The organism is Paenibacillus sp. J22R160 (genome assembly GCF_059692135.1).
The window spans coordinates 197821-214994 of record NZ_JCAUAU010000006.1 but is presented as its reverse complement, the minus strand read 5'-3'; the positions used below and the strand labels follow the sequence as shown (position 1 = coordinate 214994).

15 protein-coding genes and 1 pseudogene are annotated in these 17174 nt (G+C 48.3%); 14 read left to right on the top strand and 2 right to left on the bottom strand.

The window, feature by feature from the left end:
- The first annotated feature begins 69 nt into the window (after window positions 1-69).
- A complete protein-coding gene (gene abc-f, locus AC58UW_RS16285) occupies window positions 70-2004 on the top strand; it encodes a ribosomal protection-like ABC-F family protein (RefSeq protein WP_497421692.1) in 1935 nt (644 codons plus the stop codon).
- A 254-nt stretch (window positions 2005-2258) separates the two neighbouring features.
- Here the strand turns inward: abc-f and AC58UW_RS16280 are convergent, their stop codons facing one another.
- Window positions 2259-2495 carry a hypothetical protein gene (locus AC58UW_RS16280; protein ID WP_497421691.1) on the bottom strand — a complete coding sequence of 79 codons (237 nt, stop codon included), beginning with the start codon at window positions 2493-2495 and terminating at the stop codon, window positions 2259-2261.
- A gap of 245 nt (window positions 2496-2740) precedes the next feature.
- Between AC58UW_RS16280 and AC58UW_RS16275 the strand changes: the two genes are divergently transcribed.
- The 3 genes from AC58UW_RS16275 (at window position 2741) to AC58UW_RS16265 (ending at window position 4947) form a co-directional block, all read left to right on the top strand.
- Entirely contained in the window at window positions 2741-3439 is a 699-nt protein-coding gene (locus AC58UW_RS16275; RefSeq protein WP_497421690.1) for a pirin family protein, read from the top strand.
- Window positions 3440-3455: 16 nt separating this feature from the next.
- Window positions 3456-3785: a hypothetical protein gene (locus AC58UW_RS16270; RefSeq protein ID WP_497421689.1), complete on the top strand. Its 330-nt coding sequence runs from the start codon at window positions 3456-3458 to the stop codon at window positions 3783-3785.
- A 67-nt stretch (window positions 3786-3852) separates the two neighbouring features.
- The gene (locus tag AC58UW_RS16265) at window positions 3853-4947 is read left to right on the top strand and encodes a nitric oxide synthase oxygenase (RefSeq protein ID WP_497421783.1); all 1095 of its coding nucleotides are present in this window, start codon (window positions 3853-3855) and stop codon (window positions 4945-4947) included.
- A gap of 96 nt (window positions 4948-5043) precedes the next feature.
- Here AC58UW_RS16265 and AC58UW_RS16260 read toward each other — a convergent pair whose 3' ends face one another.
- Window positions 5044-5697 (bottom strand): hypothetical protein, encoded by a 654-nt coding sequence (locus tag AC58UW_RS16260; RefSeq protein ID WP_497421688.1) that lies wholly within the window; start codon window positions 5695-5697, stop codon window positions 5044-5046.
- A 1096-nt stretch (window positions 5698-6793) separates the two neighbouring features.
- On the opposite strand from AC58UW_RS16260, the gene AC58UW_RS16255 reads away from it, so the two are divergent.
- The 10 genes and pseudogenes from AC58UW_RS16255 to AC58UW_RS16210 all read left to right on the top strand — a co-directional run.
- Window positions 6794-8593 (top strand): sensor histidine kinase, encoded by a 1800-nt coding sequence (locus AC58UW_RS16255; protein ID WP_497421687.1) that lies wholly within the window; start codon window positions 6794-6796, stop codon window positions 8591-8593.
- Window positions 8553-9362, top strand: coding sequence for a response regulator (locus tag AC58UW_RS16250; RefSeq protein ID WP_497375239.1), 810 nt, complete (start codon window positions 8553-8555; stop codon window positions 9360-9362). The genes AC58UW_RS16255 and AC58UW_RS16250 overlap by 41 nt, the downstream gene beginning before the upstream one ends.
- Window positions 9363-9456: 94 nt before the next feature.
- Window positions 9457-10815 (top strand): extracellular solute-binding protein, encoded by a 1359-nt coding sequence (locus AC58UW_RS16245; protein WP_497421686.1) that lies wholly within the window; start codon window positions 9457-9459, stop codon window positions 10813-10815.
- Window positions 10816-10898: 83 nt separating this feature from the next.
- Window positions 10899-11780, top strand: a complete 882-nt coding sequence (locus AC58UW_RS16240) for a carbohydrate ABC transporter permease (RefSeq protein ID WP_497421685.1) — start codon at window positions 10899-10901, stop codon at window positions 11778-11780.
- A 31-nt stretch (window positions 11781-11811) separates the two neighbouring features.
- The gene (locus AC58UW_RS16235) at window positions 11812-12681 is read left to right on the top strand and encodes a carbohydrate ABC transporter permease (RefSeq protein WP_497421782.1); all 870 of its coding nucleotides are present in this window, start codon (window positions 11812-11814) and stop codon (window positions 12679-12681) included.
- A 730-nt stretch (window positions 12682-13411) separates the two neighbouring features.
- Complete coding sequence (locus tag AC58UW_RS16230; RefSeq protein ID WP_497421684.1) at window positions 13412-13735, top strand: ArsR/SmtB family transcription factor; 324 nt, start codon at window positions 13412-13414, stop codon at window positions 13733-13735.
- 8 nt (window positions 13736-13743) lie between these two features.
- Window positions 13744-15156 (top strand): arsenic transporter, encoded by a 1413-nt coding sequence (locus AC58UW_RS16225; protein WP_497421683.1) that lies wholly within the window; start codon window positions 13744-13746, stop codon window positions 15154-15156.
- A gap of 37 nt (window positions 15157-15193) precedes the next feature.
- The gene (gene arsC / locus AC58UW_RS16220; protein WP_497421682.1) at window positions 15194-15622 is read left to right on the top strand and encodes an arsenate reductase (thioredoxin); all 429 of its coding nucleotides are present in this window, start codon (window positions 15194-15196) and stop codon (window positions 15620-15622) included.
- Between the two features lies 1 nt (window position 15623).
- Window positions 15624-16100 carry an ArsI/CadI family heavy metal resistance metalloenzyme gene (locus AC58UW_RS16215; RefSeq protein ID WP_497421681.1) on the top strand — a complete coding sequence of 159 codons (477 nt, stop codon included), beginning with the start codon at window positions 15624-15626 and terminating at the stop codon, window positions 16098-16100.
- 370 nt (window positions 16101-16470) lie between these two features.
- A pseudogene (locus tag AC58UW_RS16210) lies at window positions 16471-16976 on the top strand (transposase); the annotation flags it as partial.
- Window positions 16977-17174: the final 198 nt, after the last annotated feature.

The following is a 17174-nucleotide window of genomic DNA, read 5'->3' as shown; positions in this document are numbered from 1 at the left end:
TGCGGCCTTTTTTGCTGCGCTCAGGATGTTCAGGATAGGGTCTTTCATAACCAGGGAGGATCCTTAACAATGTTAATTATAAATGGTCAAAATATGAAGAAATACCACGGTGCCCAGCTGGTGCTGGCAGACGTCACTTTTGAGATTCATCAGGGGGAACGAATCGGATTGGTCGGACGCAACGGCAGCGGTAAATCGACCCTGCTGCGCCTCATTTCCAAGATGGAAAAGCCGGACGAAGGGCTATTGACGGTGCGCAAGGATACGCGAATCGGCTACTTAGCCCAGATTCCGACGGAGTGGGAGAGCGGCACCGTGTACGATGTGCTTGCGGCTAGCTTTGCGGAGCTGCTCGAGTGCCGCGCCGCGATGACAGAGCTGGAGCAGCGCATGTCAGACCCGTCAGCCATCAGTGAGCTTGAACAGTTGCTGGGGCGGTATGCGCAGCTGCAGGAGCGTTTTGAGCGGGAAGGCGGTTATGAGCTAGACGCTAGGATCGATCAGGTGGCAAGCGGACTGCGCATTGCCCGTGAGGTATACGGGCGAAGCTTCACCTCGCTGTCCGGGGGAGAGAAGACCAAGATTGCGCTCGCCTCTCAACTGATCGGCAAGCCTGATGTACTGCTGCTCGATGAGCCGACGAATCATCTCGATTTATTTGGCGTTGAGTGGCTGGAGGAGTACTTGACCCATTATGAAGGCGCATGTTTCATTGTATCTCATGATCGCTATTTTTTAGACCGGGTCGTTACCAAGATTGTAGAGTTGGAAGACGGAGAATCTTCGACTTATCTGACTTCCTATACAGGATATATGAAGGAGAAAGAAGTCCGGCTGCTGCAGCAATTCGCGGATTATCAAGAGCAGCAGAAGGTCATCAAGAAGATGAAAGAGACGATCAAGCAGCTTATGGAGTGGGGGCGTGTCGGAGGGAACGAGAAGTTTTTCCGCAGGGCGGCGTCCATGCAGAAAGCGTTGGATCGAATGGAGAAGCTGAAGCGCCCCGTCCTTGATCCGAAGGCAGCTGAGTTTGGGCTGAAGGTGGATGATCGCTCCGGCAAGCGGGTCATCGTGTTCGATGATGTAAGTAAGCAGTACGGGGATAAAGTGCTGCTGCGGCGGGCAAGCGGCCTGTTGGAGTATGGCGAGAAAGTGATGCTGCTGGGGCATAACGGTTCTGGGAAAACGACGCTGCTGAAAATGCTGTTGGGCGAAGTGCAGCCTGACGGGGGCGAGCTTGAAATCGGCGCGCGCGTGGACATCGGTTACTTGGCACAGCAGGAGTACCCCGAGGACCAGAAGAAGACGGTGCTGGCCTACTTTTGCGAGGAAGCTCGCATGGAAGAAGGCGAAGCTAGAAGCCGGCTAGCTGCTTATCTGTTCTATGGCGCGGATGTTTTCAAGCCTGTGAGCTCGCTCTCTGGCGGGGAGTGGACGCGGTTGCGGCTGGCGCTGCTCGTGCTGCGCAAACCGAATCTGCTCATTCTGGATGAGCCGACGAATCATATGGACATTGCCTCAAGGGAGGCGCTGGAGGAAGCGCTTGAGGAGTTTCCGGGCACGGTGCTTGCGGTGACGCACGACCGTTACTTCATGAACCGGCTGTCCCAGAAAATATGGGAGCTGGATCAAGGGCGCATCACCGTTTATTTGGGCAGCTTTGATGACTACAAAGCGAAGAGCGCTCAGCTGCGCGCGGCGCAGGCGCGCGAGGTGAATGCCGCTCCGGCGACGAAGTCAGCCGGCGCAGGTTCAAGAGCAGCCGCGGCCAAGGCGGAGCCGCGCGAGGAATCGGCTCCGCGCGGGAAGTCACGCAGCACGGCTGCGTTCGCGCGCGAGCGGCTCGAGCGGGACATCGCGGAGGCGGAGGCGCGGCTCGGCGGGCTCGACCAGGCGCTGGAGAATCCGGCGGCTGAGGAGCTGAGCCGCCTTTGGGCAGAGCGCGAAGCGGCGCAGGGGGCGTTGGATCGGCTGTATGCAGAATGGATACAGCTTGAAGGATAGAAAGAGGGGAGCCGCAGGCTCCTCTTTTTTTGGTTGCGGCGGCGGAGAGAGAGGGAACTCTGCTCCGCTATTATGTAGTAAAGCGCCCCCTTGCCCTGTTAAGGGGAACTAGGGGGCGCTATTTCGTTTGTTCGGGCCGATATGCAGGTAACTTCGGACGAATAGCGCCCTGTAGTTCCGCTAGGTCAGCGATATAGGCTGATTATGCCGAAATAGAGGACCACAGTTCCTCTGAGCTTGCCCAAAGCCGCGCCCTAGCCTTGCGCTCTAGCCCCGCTGCTAAACCTGAATCCACCGCACAGGGATCTCCACACGCTGCGGAGTATATTGCCCGCTGCACTGCTCAAGCTTACGGCGGAAAGCGCCATTTGCTCCTCGTCCTGCAGCACGTGCGAGATGCCCGGGATTTCCGGATCGTCGAAGGACACAAGCACGGTGTTTGGATGTAGTCCCTCCTCTTCATGGAGGGCATGATGCGTAAGCCTCGCCATCTCGGTTGTTAAAGCAAAAACAGCCGTAATGTTGGGATGCTGATGCAGAAATTTAACGACATATGCTGAGGTGTCGCCGGTTCTAGTGGCTATTCCGGAAGGTCTGAAAAGACCGGGGTACGGCCTTTTTTTGTTACTTTTGGCGCCTCGCCTCTATTTTGCAACCGTTCCGCCACCGTTCTGACATGGAAGTCGATTGTCACAATATGATAAGCTTAGAGTACTTAATAAAGGAGGCGATTGCTGTGATACAAGTATTTCCTGCACATACGCGAAACAGTTCGGATTTGGGCTGGCTCAAGGGGTATAAGAGCTTTTCGTTTGGTGATTATTTTGATGAAAATAATACGGGTTTCGGGGTTATGCGCGTGTGCAATTATGATGAAATTGCTGCAGGTCGCGGATTTGGGCCGCATCCGCACAGCGATATGGAAATTGTCAGCGTCGTTCTCAGCGGAGCTATTAAGCACGAGGATAGTTTGGGGAACGTGGCAGTAACAGCGGCAGGTGGTGTACAGCGCATGTCAGCGGGCAGCGGCGTGATTCATGCCGAGTACAATGCTTCGGACTCAGAGCCGCTCAGCCTGTTCCAACTCTGGTTTATGCCTGCGAAACGCGGCACGGAGCCGTCCTTCGAGAATGTGACCTATGTGCCAGAGGCCATGACGAATGCCTTGCTCCCGGTTGTAACGCCTGAAGGCGGCGAGCACAAAGCGAAAATCTACCAGGATATGAGCATCTATCTCAGCAAGCTGGAAGCGGGCAAAGAGCTGGTCTTCCATCAGGGCGAGAATCGACGTAGTTTCCTAATGGTCATTAGCGGGAAGTTAGAGGCGAATAACGCTCAGTTGGAAACTATGGACAGCGCACGCATGGAGGCGGAGTCAACGCTTGCGCTTCGTGCTGCGGAAGATGCCCATTTCATGTTAATCGATCTGCCATAATAAGGAGGCTGCGGAGATGAAGGAACAATTTTTGGTGAAGCATGCGGTAGGCGGTCGGGCATTTATCGATACAGGTAAGCAGCCTGTTAATTATACGTATAAGCAAGTAGATGACCAGTGGGTTTTCACCGTGAAGATTGATCGGGAGCGTATTGATGAGCTTTTAAAATGGAAAGATGAACTTAATGTTTTTATTTTTCAAGAGTTTGAGAATCAGCCGACACGGAAAGTATGGTTCTATGTTGGCGATGACGCCGTTCAATATTCAGAGGAGCAGGGCGAGTTAACCATTATCGCTGGCTCTCAAATAGCCTATGTACCGGAGCAATTTAGCGCACAATTGTAAGAGATAAGGAGCCCTGGCGGGAGGAAAAACCGTGGGAGCTTCTATGAATCGGAGTGGAGTTACACCTATGAAAGAAGTGCAGGATCAACTACTAGATAAGGCCGTTCCTTTTATTAGAGAATGTTATCGTGAATTAGGCAAAAGCGAGAGCGAAGCAGAAGCACGCATTGCCGAAATTACCCGTTCCATCGGGTACAAGGGTTCCTATGAGCACACGCTGCAAGAGCTGGAGCATGGGGCCAAAATGGCATGGCGAAATAGTAATCGCTGTATCGGGCGACTGTTCTGGGAGACACTGAACGTGCAGGATGCTCGTGATGTGGAAACGGAAGATGAGATGGCCGAAGCACTCTTTCGGCATATCGAGACGGCGACGAATGACGGGAAAATTCGCCCGATGATTACGGTATTTTCGCCTGCGCAGGGGGCAGGGGTGGCTCCGGGACCCTTTATTCATAATGCACAGCTAATTCGATATGCAGGCTATGAGACGGAGGATGTCATCGTTGGCGATCCGGCTTCCGTGCAAATAACGGCCATGTGCCGCTCCCTCGGATGGCAGGGAGCGGGGACGCCCTTCGATGTCCTGCCGTTGCTCCTTCAGATGGGGAATAACACGCCGAAGCTGTATGAAATTCCGAGCGGACTGGTCAAAGAAGTGGCTATCACGCATCCGGATATCGCTGCCATGGCGGATTTGCGCCTCAAATGGTACGCGGTGCCGATCGTTTCTAACATGTACCTTGAGATAGGCGGCATCCATTACTCGGCGGCTCCTTTCAACGGTTGGTACATGGGCACAGAGATCGGGGCACGTAACTTTGCTGACAAAGAGCGTTATAACATGCTGCCGCGTGTAGCTGCTGTGATGGGGCTAGATACTCGGCGCGACGCTTCTCTCTGGAAGGATCGTGCGCTTGTGGAGTTGAATGTGGCTGTGTTGCATTCTTTTCAGCAACAAAGCGTAGCCATCGTTGATCATCACACCGCAGCGCGGCAGTTCAAGCGGTTCGAGGAGAAAGAGGAGAGGGCGAGCCGTGAGGTCACTGGCGATTGGACGTGGCTGATCCCGCCGCTTTCTCCGGCCACGACGCATATTTTCCATCAGCACTACAGCAATGAAGTGAAGCTGCCCAACTTTTTTTATCGCGATGAGGCATAGGAGAATTAGAGCAGGCGCCTTGGCGGCCTGCTTTTTTTGTTGTTGTTGGAGGGGATGTCCTCGCACCAAGTAATCATTCCGCGCCGATTTCCCGCGTCACACCAAGTAACCATTCCTTGCCGAATGCCCGCGTCGCACCAGGTAACCGATCCCGCGCCGAATGCCCGCATCGCACCAAGTAACCCATCCCGCGCCGAATGCCCGCGTCGCCCCAAGTAACAGTCCCGCGCCGAATGCCCGCGTCGCACCAAGTAACCCATCCGAGCCGAATGTCCGCGTCGCCCCAAGTAACCATTCCGCGCCGAATGCCCGCGTCGCCCCAAGTAACCATTCCGCGCCGAATGCCCGCGTCGCCCCAAGTAACCACTTCGCGCCGAATGCCCTCGTCGCATCAGGTAACCCATCCCGCGCTGAATGCCCGCGTCGCCCCAAGTAACCATTCCGCGTCGATTGCAGGACTCGCCCCAAGTAACCCATCCCGCGCCGAATGTCCGCGTCGCCCCAAGTAACCATCCCGCGCCGATTTCCCGCATCGCCCCAAGTAACCCATCCCGCGCCGAATGCCCTCGTCGTACGAAGTAACCATTCCGCGCCGAATGCCCTCGTCGCACCAGGTAACCCATCCCGCGCCGAATGCCGCATCGCCCCAAGTAACCCATCCCGCGCCGAATGTCCGCGTCGTACGAAGTAACCATCCGCGCCGAATGTCCTCTTCGCCCCAAGTAACCATTCCGCGCCGATTTCCCGCATCGCCCCAAGTAACCCCCTATCTATGTTGTACTTTGTACAACATAAAACAGCTTTACACCCTGCCACCCCACACTACATTGCACAAAGTGCAATCATTTTAGCTCAAATGGTGCGAAAAGCGGGCTATTTTGCCCGAAACGTTGTACAAAGTACAACATAGAGTAACCATTCCGCGCCGAATGCTCGCATCGCCCCAAGTAACCATCCGCGCCGAATGCTCGCATCACCCCAGGTAACCCCCTATCTATGTTGTACTTTGTACAACATAAACCAGCTTTACACCCTGCCACCCCACACTACATTGCACAAAGTGCAATCATTTTAGCCCAAATGGCGCAAAAAGCGGGCTATTTTGCCCGAAACGTTGTACAAAGTACAACATAGAGGAGGTTCGAGCTGAAATGCAACTATATTGTTGTACAAAGTACAACATAGAGTAACCATTCCGCGCCAATTGTCCGCGTCGCCCCAAGTAACCCTTATTTATGTTGTACTTTGTACAACATAAACCAGCTTTACACCCTACCACCCCACATTACATTGCACAAAGTGCAATCATTTTAGCCCAAATGGCGCGAAAAGCGGGCTATTTTGCCCGAAACGTTGTACAAAGTACAACATAGAGGGAGGCAGTGGCCGAACTGAGGCTTTAATATTGCACAAAGTGCAACATAGAGTAGCCAGTGGCCATTGTTGAGTGCTGTTATTGGATGAAATCCAATGACAAGCCAGTTTTGAAGGTTGGATTGCACATTTCATTGGAGTAAATCCAACGAAGCCGTTATTTTTTGCATCAAATGCGTTGATTTGACCAGAAGTGCTTGGGATTTTGTCCAATGAAATGTGAATTTTGCCCATAGAAAGGGAACTTTCATTGGATTTCATCCAATGGAGTACACGGCGAAGCATGTGAAGCTCATCTGTGGGCCGCGGGGCAACTAGCTGCGGCAGTTGAACTGGCACTATGCTAACCGCCAACTGCCAGCGTGAGTCTAGCCTTTTTTAATCTGAGAAAGCTGGTAGGCAATTTCACACGTCTGTAGTATGATTTGGCAAGAAACATGTGCACGAATCCAGATGGAAAAGGGGAACCCACTTGTGGCAGAAGGTGGCTAATTGGAATACACTGCGCAATCAAATGCTGGCCGGCTTCGTTTTTGTAATGATCATCGTGCTAATTTGCGCTGGCGCCATTACGTTCAACTCGGTTTCCACCCTCCTGAACACGAAAGCGGAAACACAGATGAAGCAAATCGCCTCGCAAGCGAACGGCAGGCTCGAAGCGATCATCACGCAAATTGATATGCTAACGCTGCAGGCCGTCAACGACGCCTATCTACAGCAGCTATTTCTTTCAAATGTGCTAGGTAAAGAGGTTAGCTTTAGCGAGCGGCAGGCTTTGTTGAAAATTGCCAACCACATACAAGCGTATAGCGGTGTAAGCAACGTGGAGTTGTACACGACGGGATTTGTACGTTTGTTCCCATTGGACGATCAGAAAATGTCCGATCGGGTAGACAACACTTGGATTGAGCAGGCGGACAAGGAAAAAGGGAAGCTGGTTTGGATCGGGAATGACCCAAAGGAGCCCGGTACGGTTCTAGCGATTCGCCGGATCAATTTAATTGACCGTTGGTTTTCGAACGGCGGGTATTTGCTTGTCCGCATCAACAGCAGCTATTTTGATTTTCAGAAACAGTTAACGGATACAGGCAGTCACCAGGAATTGCTGGTGCTGGCAGACAGCTCAGGAAGGCCTATCCTACCGGATGGTGATGTCACAGACGGTGTAGGCGAGTTAATGCAGACCTCCTCTCAGACCGTAACGATCAAACAGAAACGCTACATTCTAGTGAAGCAGCCATCTGAGCAAACCGGCTGGACACTTATGATTTTGTATCCAGTAAGCGATATTACCGATGGGATCTCCGTCCTGCGCTGGGCGATTATCGTATCCGGGGCGATTGGCTCCGTATTGTTCATTATCCTCTCGTTCGTGCTCTCCATGATGATTACGCGCCCGATTCTTAGGCTTATGAGAGCTATGAGAAATACACGGCAAGGCGTGCTGACGCCGAATCTTACGAAAACGTATACAACAGAGCTGAACGATTTGAATGTGACCTATAATCAGATGGTGGACAATATCAACGGACTCATTAAACTGGTGTATGAGAAAGAAGTCATCCAAAGCCGAACGGAACTGCAAGCGCTTCAAGCCCAGATTGATCCGCACTTTTTATACAATACACTGGAGGCTCTATACTGGTCCTTACAGGATAAAGATGAGGAGGAACTGGCTGACCTCGTTGTCGCGATGTCCGACTTGTTCCGCTATGTGATCGGCAGCCCCAATAAAGATGAATGGGTGTCAATGGGAGAGGAATTGGAGCACATTAAGCGGTATTTGAGCATTATGAGTGTGAGGTTCGGTTCCCGCCTGGTCTGGGAAATCAACAACGATGATGCCTACAATCATGTCCTTATCCCCAAACTGCTGATTCAGCCGTTGGTGGAAAATGCGATTTTGCACGGCTTGGAAGGAAAAACAGACCCTGGACTCATCACAATCCGTGTAGAGCCTTCACCTCTGGAAGCTGCGGAGCTGCGCATCACAGTCAGCGATGACGGACCCGGCATGAGCGAGCAGACGCTCCAAGCCGTCAAAGATGCGATGGAGCGCGGGGGCGCACCGTTGGGTAAAGGAAAAGGCATGGCAATATCCAATGTGCAGCGCCGCATTCAGCTGTATTACCCGGCCCTGGCAGAGGGCACCAGAGGCTTATCCATCCACAGTATTCCGCGTCAGGGGACAAGCGTCAGCTTCGATATTCCGATTCACAAGGAGGATAACGATGATTTCACCGAGCAAAACAATTCTGATCGTCGACGATGAACCGCTAACTAGGGAAGGCATTCGCAAAACGCTCGAAGCCTGGTCGATAGGCCGCTATCACATCATAAGCAGCAGCAATGGAACGGAAGCGCTGGAAGTGTTGAACACTCGCCCGGTGCATCTGCTTATCACCGATATTCGCATGCCGGAGATCAGCGGACTGCAAGTCGTAGAGGACTCGCGCAGCACAGGGCATAAGCCTGTCGTTATCGTCATCTCGGGACATCCCGATTTTCAATATGCTCAAACAGCCATTCAGTTAGGCGTCGTTAACTATTTGCTAAAGCCTATTAAAAAGAGCAAACTTCTTGAAGCCGTAGAACAGGCGCTGCAAATTGAGGAAGAACGCGGACGCGTGGAAACAATGGAGAAAATGGTCGATTCACGGCTCATGCAGGCCAAAACCGTCTCCATGAACTACAGCCCTCCCGTCAGGCAAGCGGTGCTTTATGTGGAGGAGCATCTCCAGGAACCTCTAGGTATGAGCGAGGTGGCAGGTCACATCCATTTGAACCCGAGCTATTTCAGTGCTCTTTTTAAGGAACAGACAGGCTTCACATTCAGTGAATATGTCACGAGGAGCCGGATTCAGAAAGCGAAGGAGCTGCTTTTGCAGACTAGGCTGACGATTGCGGACATTTCCGAGCAGATTGGGTACCAGACATCGAAATATTTTATCAAACTGTTCAAAGACTACGAAGGAATCAGCCCGAATCAATACCGCAAGCAGGCGAACGAGAACGAAGAGAAATTAGAAACCCAAAAATAGTGGTATATTTCCCGATAGCCGTTACTCCCTGTCGTCGCAATGAAAGCGCTACAATAAGACTCGTAGCAAACATAGTTTAAGGGGGAAACAACGCATGTCAAGAAAAACGCTTACATGGACGATGACGACGATACTTAGTCTCGGATTGGTTCTATCCGGGTGCTCCAGTTCTACGACAGAGAGCGCCAGCTCACCGCAACCAGCCAAAGAAACAGCGAAGGCAGGCGGAGAAAGCGCGCAACCAGCTAAGAAAGTCACGATCAAAATGATGCACCTCTGGCCGACCGGTAACTCCGCAACGCAAAACAAAATTGTAAACGATATCATTAAAGAGTATCAAACGGCAAACCCGAATGTGACTATTGAACAAGAAGTGCTTGAGAATGAGCAATATAAAAATAAAATGAAGGTTCTATCCACTTCCAACGCGTTGCCGGATGTAGGCTTCACATGGGCTGCAGGCTACATGGATCCTTATGTGAAAGGCGACATGTTCGCTCCGCTTGATGATCTGCTGCAAGGAGATTTGAAGGACAAATTCGTTAACGGAACGACGAACGCTTATGCTTTTGGCGGTAAAACCTACGGGCTTCCTGTGGAGCTGAACATTGTGCCGGTGTACTACAATAAAGCGATTTTTGCGAAATATAACCTGCAAGTCCCGAAAACTTATGATGAATTCAAAAATGTGGTCAAAACACTAAGCACCAACGGGGTTGCCCCAATCGCGCTTGGTAACAAGGACCGCTGGACCGGCTCCCTGTGGTACATGTACCTGGCCGATCGCATTGGCGGACCGGAAACGTTGAAGAAAGCCATTGACCGCACCGGTTCCTTCAATGATCCTGGCTTGGTTCGCGCTGCTTCCGAAATTACGCAGCTGGTTGATATGAACGGGTTCAACAAAGGCTTCAACGGGCTTTCTAATGATGAAGGCAAAGCCGAATTCATGAACAGCAAATCGGCGATGTACATGATGGGAACATGGGAGCTGCCGAATTACACAACGAACAAAGATGTTCCACAAGCGTTCAAGGATCAAATCGGCTTCTTTAAATTCCCGACTGTCGATGGCGGCAAAGGGAACTTGGACAGCTGGGTTGGCGGACCGGGCGTAGGTTTGTTCGTTGCCAACAACTCGAAGGTCAAAGAGGAATCCAAGAAATTCGTCTCCTTCTTCGTTCAGAAGTGGGGCGAGCACGCGATTTCCGAAGCGGGTGTTATCCCAGCGACGAAAGTAGATACTTCCAAAGTGAAGTTGCCGCAAATGTACATTGACTTATTAAATGAACTAAATAAAGCCAGCAATATCACATTGTTCGCTGACGTACAGATGAAACCAGCTTCTGCTGAAGTTCACTTGAATATGATTCAAGCGTTATTCGGCAAGGCAGTTTCGCCGGAAGAATTTGCGAAAAAGCATGAAGAAGCATTGGCCAAAGAAGCTAAGTAACCAAATGAAACGAGTGGGAAGGACATATCCCGAGACTGCGGTATGTCCTTTTCCTTTATCGGTAAGAAAGGGAAGTGTCAGCTATGGATAAAGTGATGTCCAATAAATCCATGATCGCTTTGTACGTCATTCCCTCGTTGCTTCTGGTTGTGGCCCTTATCTACATGCCAATCGTCATGACGGGCTATTACGGATTAATGAAGTGGGACGGCGTCGGTAAAATGAGCTTTATCGGCTTGCAAAATTACGCGGAGCTGCTTCGCGATGAATTGTTCTGGAGCAGTGCGAAGCACTCTTTTCTGCTTGCAATCTTTTCGGCGCTGAGCCTGCTCGTCTACTTATTGGTAGCGCTGGTACTATCGGCCAACCTTCGTGGAGCGAATCTTTTTCGTAAAATATATCTAATTCCGATGCTGTTGTCCTCGGTAGCAATTGCCCAACTATGGCTGAAAATTTTCCACCCGACGAACGGAATGCTGAATCATATCCTGACGTCGCTGGGGGTAGAGCATACACCTGAATGGCTCTCGAATCCATCGATAGTTCTCTATGCTATCTTTATTCCGATCTTGTGGCAGTACGCGGGATTCTATATTCTGATCTACTATGCCGCTTTGAAAAATGTGCCCACTTCGTTGATTGAGTCAGCGCGCATCGACGGCGCCAGCCCATGGCGAATTGCGCTATCCATACGTATTCCTTTGATCGCCGAAGTCATGAAAGTGACCGTAGTCCTTGCGGTTGTCGGGTCGCTGAAATATTTTGACCTGATCTATGTCATGACAGGCGGTGGACCCAATGGTGCCAGCGAAGTTATGGCCTCGTACATGTACCGCAAAGCGTTCAAAGGCTACGACTTCGGCTATGCCAGCGCGATTGGCTTTTTCCTGTTGATCATCTGTCTCGTTGTGACATGGCTGATTCGCAAGGCGACAGCATCCAAAGATAATATCCAATATTCGTAACGAAAGGAGCTTGAATAGGGTGAATATCGAAATGATTGAACGTCAAGCGCGCCCTCAGGTTCTGCGGAGCAAGCTGCCGGAGCGGATTGGATATGGCGTGCTGTATGCCGTTTTGACCATCGTCGCTGTGATTCAGGTGGTACCTCTGTTGTGGCTGATGTTGTTTTCTTTAAAAAATAACGAAGAAATATTTAACCTGGCGCCAATGGCCTTTCCAGAACGGCTGCGCTGGGAAAATTATGAGAAGGTATGGACGCAGGGCCATATCAACAATTACTTTTTCAACAGCGTCTGGATGACAGTGGTTTCTGTAGCGGTTACGGTATTGTTGGCGAGCCTGGTCACCTTCGCATTAACGCGGATGAAGTGGAAGCTGCAATCGTTCGTGCTGGGACTGTTCATGGTCGGATTGATGATCCCGGTGCACTCGACGTTGATCCCGCTGTTCAGTTTTTTCACAAAAACACATCTGACCAACCATCCGTTGTCCATTATCCTGTCGTACATCTCTTTCAATCTGCCGATTACAATTATGATTATGCTAGGATTCTATTACACGCTGCCTCGTGAAGTGGAAGAAGCGGCTGTCATGGACGGCTGCTCGGTGAATCGTATGTTCTTCAGCATTACACTGCCGATGACCGTATCCGTGTTATCCACGGCTGTTATTATTAATATGATCTACAATTGGAACGAGTTTATTTTCGTCAATACCTTCATTAGCTCGGAGAAATATAAAACGCTAACGGTCGGGGTGCAAAATTTCATCGGTCAATATACGACGGACTGGGGAGCTATCGGCGCTACGTTGATGATCAGTATTTTACCGATACTGGTGGCCTTCCTGCTGCTTAGCAATCGTATCGTGGAAGGTATTGCAGCGGGTTCTGTAAAAGGGTAATAGAAGCATACAACAGTTATTTATTCAAACTCTCGTCTATCGGGGGTTTATTTTTTTGTGAAAAAGAGGACTTAACTAGGTACGGACAGATGTGACACTCTATGTTTTCTTAGTGCTTATGTAATTTTAATATTTTTTAAAGCACTACATGCTTTCGGGTATGTACTTTATTTACCCATAGATCATTCAAAAACTCGTTATCTTTGAAAAACTATAAGGAGTATAACTTTCCCAATGCCCACCTTTCTGTGATCTATCATAAATATTAAAAAACACCTCGAAATCTGAAGTTAACTCATATACTGGAATAACACTTTGTGATTTATTACCGCAATAACTACAATTCCCACATGTTTTGTATCCAAATATTATGTTTATATATTAAATTTACAAAACCTTAACTTTAATATATAACTAAATAATTATATAATCATTTACAAATGTTATTGGAGCTGAGATAATGCTGAAGAAACCAGTTCGCATTTACTTTTTATGTATTCAAAATCGCTGCCGAAGTCAAATAGCAGAATGTCATCGTTAAGCTCTGTCAACAAGTTGCGGAGCGTTGTCCCATTGTACCTTTTGGCGTCACGAGTGTCGATTGGAACATTGAGGACCCATTACTTTCAAATGATATCCAGTCAGTTCGACATACACGTGACACCATACAAAAGAAAGTGATTGAACTCTTAAAAGGCTTGAATGTGCCGATCTAAAGGAGCGTGTAATTTTGACCGATATTGAACAATTATCTGAGGTGTGTAAGCTGCTTGGTGACAAAATGAGATTAACGATTCTCTCTCTGCTCAAAGAACGTGAGCTATGTGTATATGAGCTTGTTGAACTCTTACAAACCAGTCAGCCCAATGTGAGTCAGCATATGCGAAAACTGAAGGCTGGCGGTTTAGTAAAAGAGGCCAAAAAGAGCCAATGGGTTTTTTATTCTTTAAATATTGAGGATAAACCCTATCTGAACGAGTTTTTTCAGCACCTGCCATCCCAAAAAGAAAAAGTGGATGCTATATCTTGTGAAGATCTAAATTGTTGTGATTAGGAGGAAACATGACTTACATTGCGGTACTTATTTTTCTTATTACGTTAACTTTTGTTATTTGGCAGCCTAAGGGCCTCAACATCGGATGGTCTGCTTCTGCTGGCGCAATCCTAGCTCTTATCTTCCAAGTCGTGTCTCTTCACGATGTACTGACAGTTACATCCATCGTTTGGAATGCCACGCTCGCTTTTGTTGCAATTATTCTCATTTCCTTAATCTTAGACAATATCGGTTTTTTTGAATGGGCTGCCTTGCATATGGCGAGGATTGCAAAAGGGAACGGACGGCTCATGTTTGTGTACGTCATTTTATTAGGCGCGGCAGTTGCTGCCTTTTTCGCAAATGATGGTGCAGCGTTAATTCTAACGCCAATTGTATTAGCGATGGTCCGAGCGTTGAAGCTGCCAGATAAAATGATTTTGCCTTTCATTATGGCAAGTGGTTTCATTGCTGATACAACGTCTTTGCCTTTGATTGTCAGCAACTTAGTGAACATCGTATCTGCGGACTTCTTCGGTATCGACTTTGTCACGTATGCAAGCCGCATGATTGTCACGAGCCTGTTTTCATTAGCAGCAAGTCTGGTGGTCTTGTACGTTTTCTTCAAAAAGGACATCCCTACGAGTTATGATATAAAACAACTAAAGCAACCTTCAAATGCCATCAAAGATCTTAGGCTGTTCAAAATGTCATGGGTTATCCTGTGTATCCTTCTCGTCGCGTATATAAGCAGCGGATTTATTGAAATTCCTGTTTCCATCATCGCGGGAGTCGTAGCACTGATCTTCATTTTAATGGCTAGATCCAGTAAAGTAATCGAAACAAAACGAGTGATCAAGGATGCTCCTTGGGCTGTAGTCATCTTCTCTATCGGCATGTATGTCGTCGTTTATGGCCTTAAAAACGTCGGTCTCACCGATGCCCTAGGAACGGTGGTTGAGAACTTAGCAGGACAAGGATTATTTGTTGCAACAGTAGGAATGGGCTTCTTGTCGGCTATTTTGTCCTCCATTATGAATAACATGCCGACGGTTATGATTGATGCTCTTGCCATTAAAGGTACAAATACAGACGGTATTATACGAGAAGCACTGATTTACGCCAATGTTGTTGGAAGCGATCTTGGACCTAAGATAACACCGATCGGGTCACTCGCAACGCTTTTATGGCTTCATGTTCTATCTACGAAAGGTGTAAAAATCACATGGGGCAATTATTTTAAGACAGGTATCATCCTTACTGTCCCAACGCTCTTAATTACCCTCACCGGGCTTTATTTATGGCTTCACGTTATTAATACAACAAGCGTGAATATTTGGTTGTTAATTGTTGCGATTGCTGTAATTCTGGTAGTCGCCGCGTTGATTATAAAAGCCTTTTTAGGCACAAAACAGATAAAAAAAGGGCATCAAGGCGTTTAAGCCCGAATGATCCCACACAAAAAGGAGAAATGAAACCATGGAGAACAAAAAACCGTTAGTTTATTTTCTTTGCACAGGAAATTCTTGCCGCAGCCAAATCGCTGATGGATATTTGAAAGCATTAGGCGGGGATAAATACGAAGTGAAAAGTGCTGGTTTGGAAGCCCACGGATTAAATCCGCGTGCTGTAGCAACGATGAAGGAAGCCGGTATCGACATCTCAAACCACACTTCTGATGTGATTGATACCGAGATTCTAGGCCGTGCTGATTACATTATTACATTATGCGGTCATGCTGACGAACACTGCCCTGTTGTCCGTAATGATAAGGCTCAAAGATGGCACTGGGGCTTTGATGACCCTGCCAAAGCAACTGGGACAGAAGAAGAAATTACAGCTAAATTCCGTGAAGTTCGTGATTCCATTAAAAGCCGGATCGAGCAATTCGTGAAAGTAGGCAAGTAAGATGATCAAAAGAATGCACGTTGCGGTTAACTGTTCAGATCTTCAAAAGTCGCTTGATTTTTACCGTGCTTTCTTTGGTACGGGGCCTTCTAAAGTTAAAGACAATTACGCTAAATTCGAGTTGGATGATCCAGCCCTACATTTTTCCTTAAATGTTCGCCCTTTTGAGAAAAAAGGCGTCCTTAATCATTTGGGATTCCAGGTAGATAACACGGAAGATGTTCTGGCCATGGGTGAGCGATTGAGACAAAGCGGACTTCTTCTCATCGATGAAATGAACACAACATGCTGTTATGCGGTTCAAGATAAAGTCTGGGTTTATGATCCGGACGGTAATGCGTGGGAAATTTTTTACACTAAAGAAGATTCCGAATTTGAATCTGCAGGGGATTTGCAGGATATGTCACTATGTTGTGCCCCACCCTCTGCGCCGTCTTCACCTGTGACGATTGAATTCACACCCTTTAAGAAAAAGTAAGGAGTTCAATATGCAGAAAAATTATCAAGCTTTGGTTGAAGACAAAATATTTTTTGGCGGAGCTTCAGACGTCGAGGATATGGTTAAAAACGAGAACGTTGAGGTTATTGTCGATTTGCGTGGTGAAGCTACTGAATGTGCCTATCCTGCATATGGCGTTGAATGGCTCCAGGTGCCGCTTGGTGACAATGCGGAAGGTCCACAAGATCAACTGTTCCAGCAAGCTATAACTTACGTTGTAGATGTGAGGCACTTGAGAAGTTATTTCATAGATAATGTGATTGGCCCCTTAGCAATATTTTTGCTAACGGGGCTTATATTTATTTTAAGAATTAGTAAAGGAATTGCGTCCTTTTATATATGCAAACTTGAAAAATCCGATGATATTGATGCAAAAGTGATGGCATATATGGGGTGGCATAAGACACTACATCCCGATATGAGAGCGGTTCGAATAGTCCGTCCAGCAGGTGCAGAACAAGTGCTGTATCGAACATTAACGCGCGATCGTTGGTTACTAACTACTCAATACCAAGTTCAACAACTTTTTGCAGTAACTAACCCTGAGCTTAAACGTGCATTTAAAAGCCAAGGCTCTGTCACGGTTCTTAAGCTTGCATTACAGTATCCTACAGCTCAAGAAATGGCTAGAGCGAGCCAAGAGGAATTAAGGCAATGTCTCAATAAAAAGTATTGACAAGCAAATCATCTCCAATGATGAGTGATAACATGGCGTGCACATTCATAGGTGCTATTGGTGATGTTGAAAGATTTTCCACGTATCTCGAATTTAAAAAATATCTTGGAGTGGCGGCCGAGAACAAAACATCTGGTACATCTGTCTCTAATAGAAGGCAAACATATGAAGGGGTGAAAAGTATTGCCTCTTCCAGATAACCTGGATAAAATAGAACAACAAGCAGAGGAACTTGCTGAGGATGTCGAGATAACCCCAAATTAGGAGTAATAATGATAGAGTTTGGGGTTGTAACCTATTTTTTTCTACAAAAGCCCTACACTACATTACAATAGGACAATGCAAAATTGACCCGCGGATGAATCAACTAGATTCAT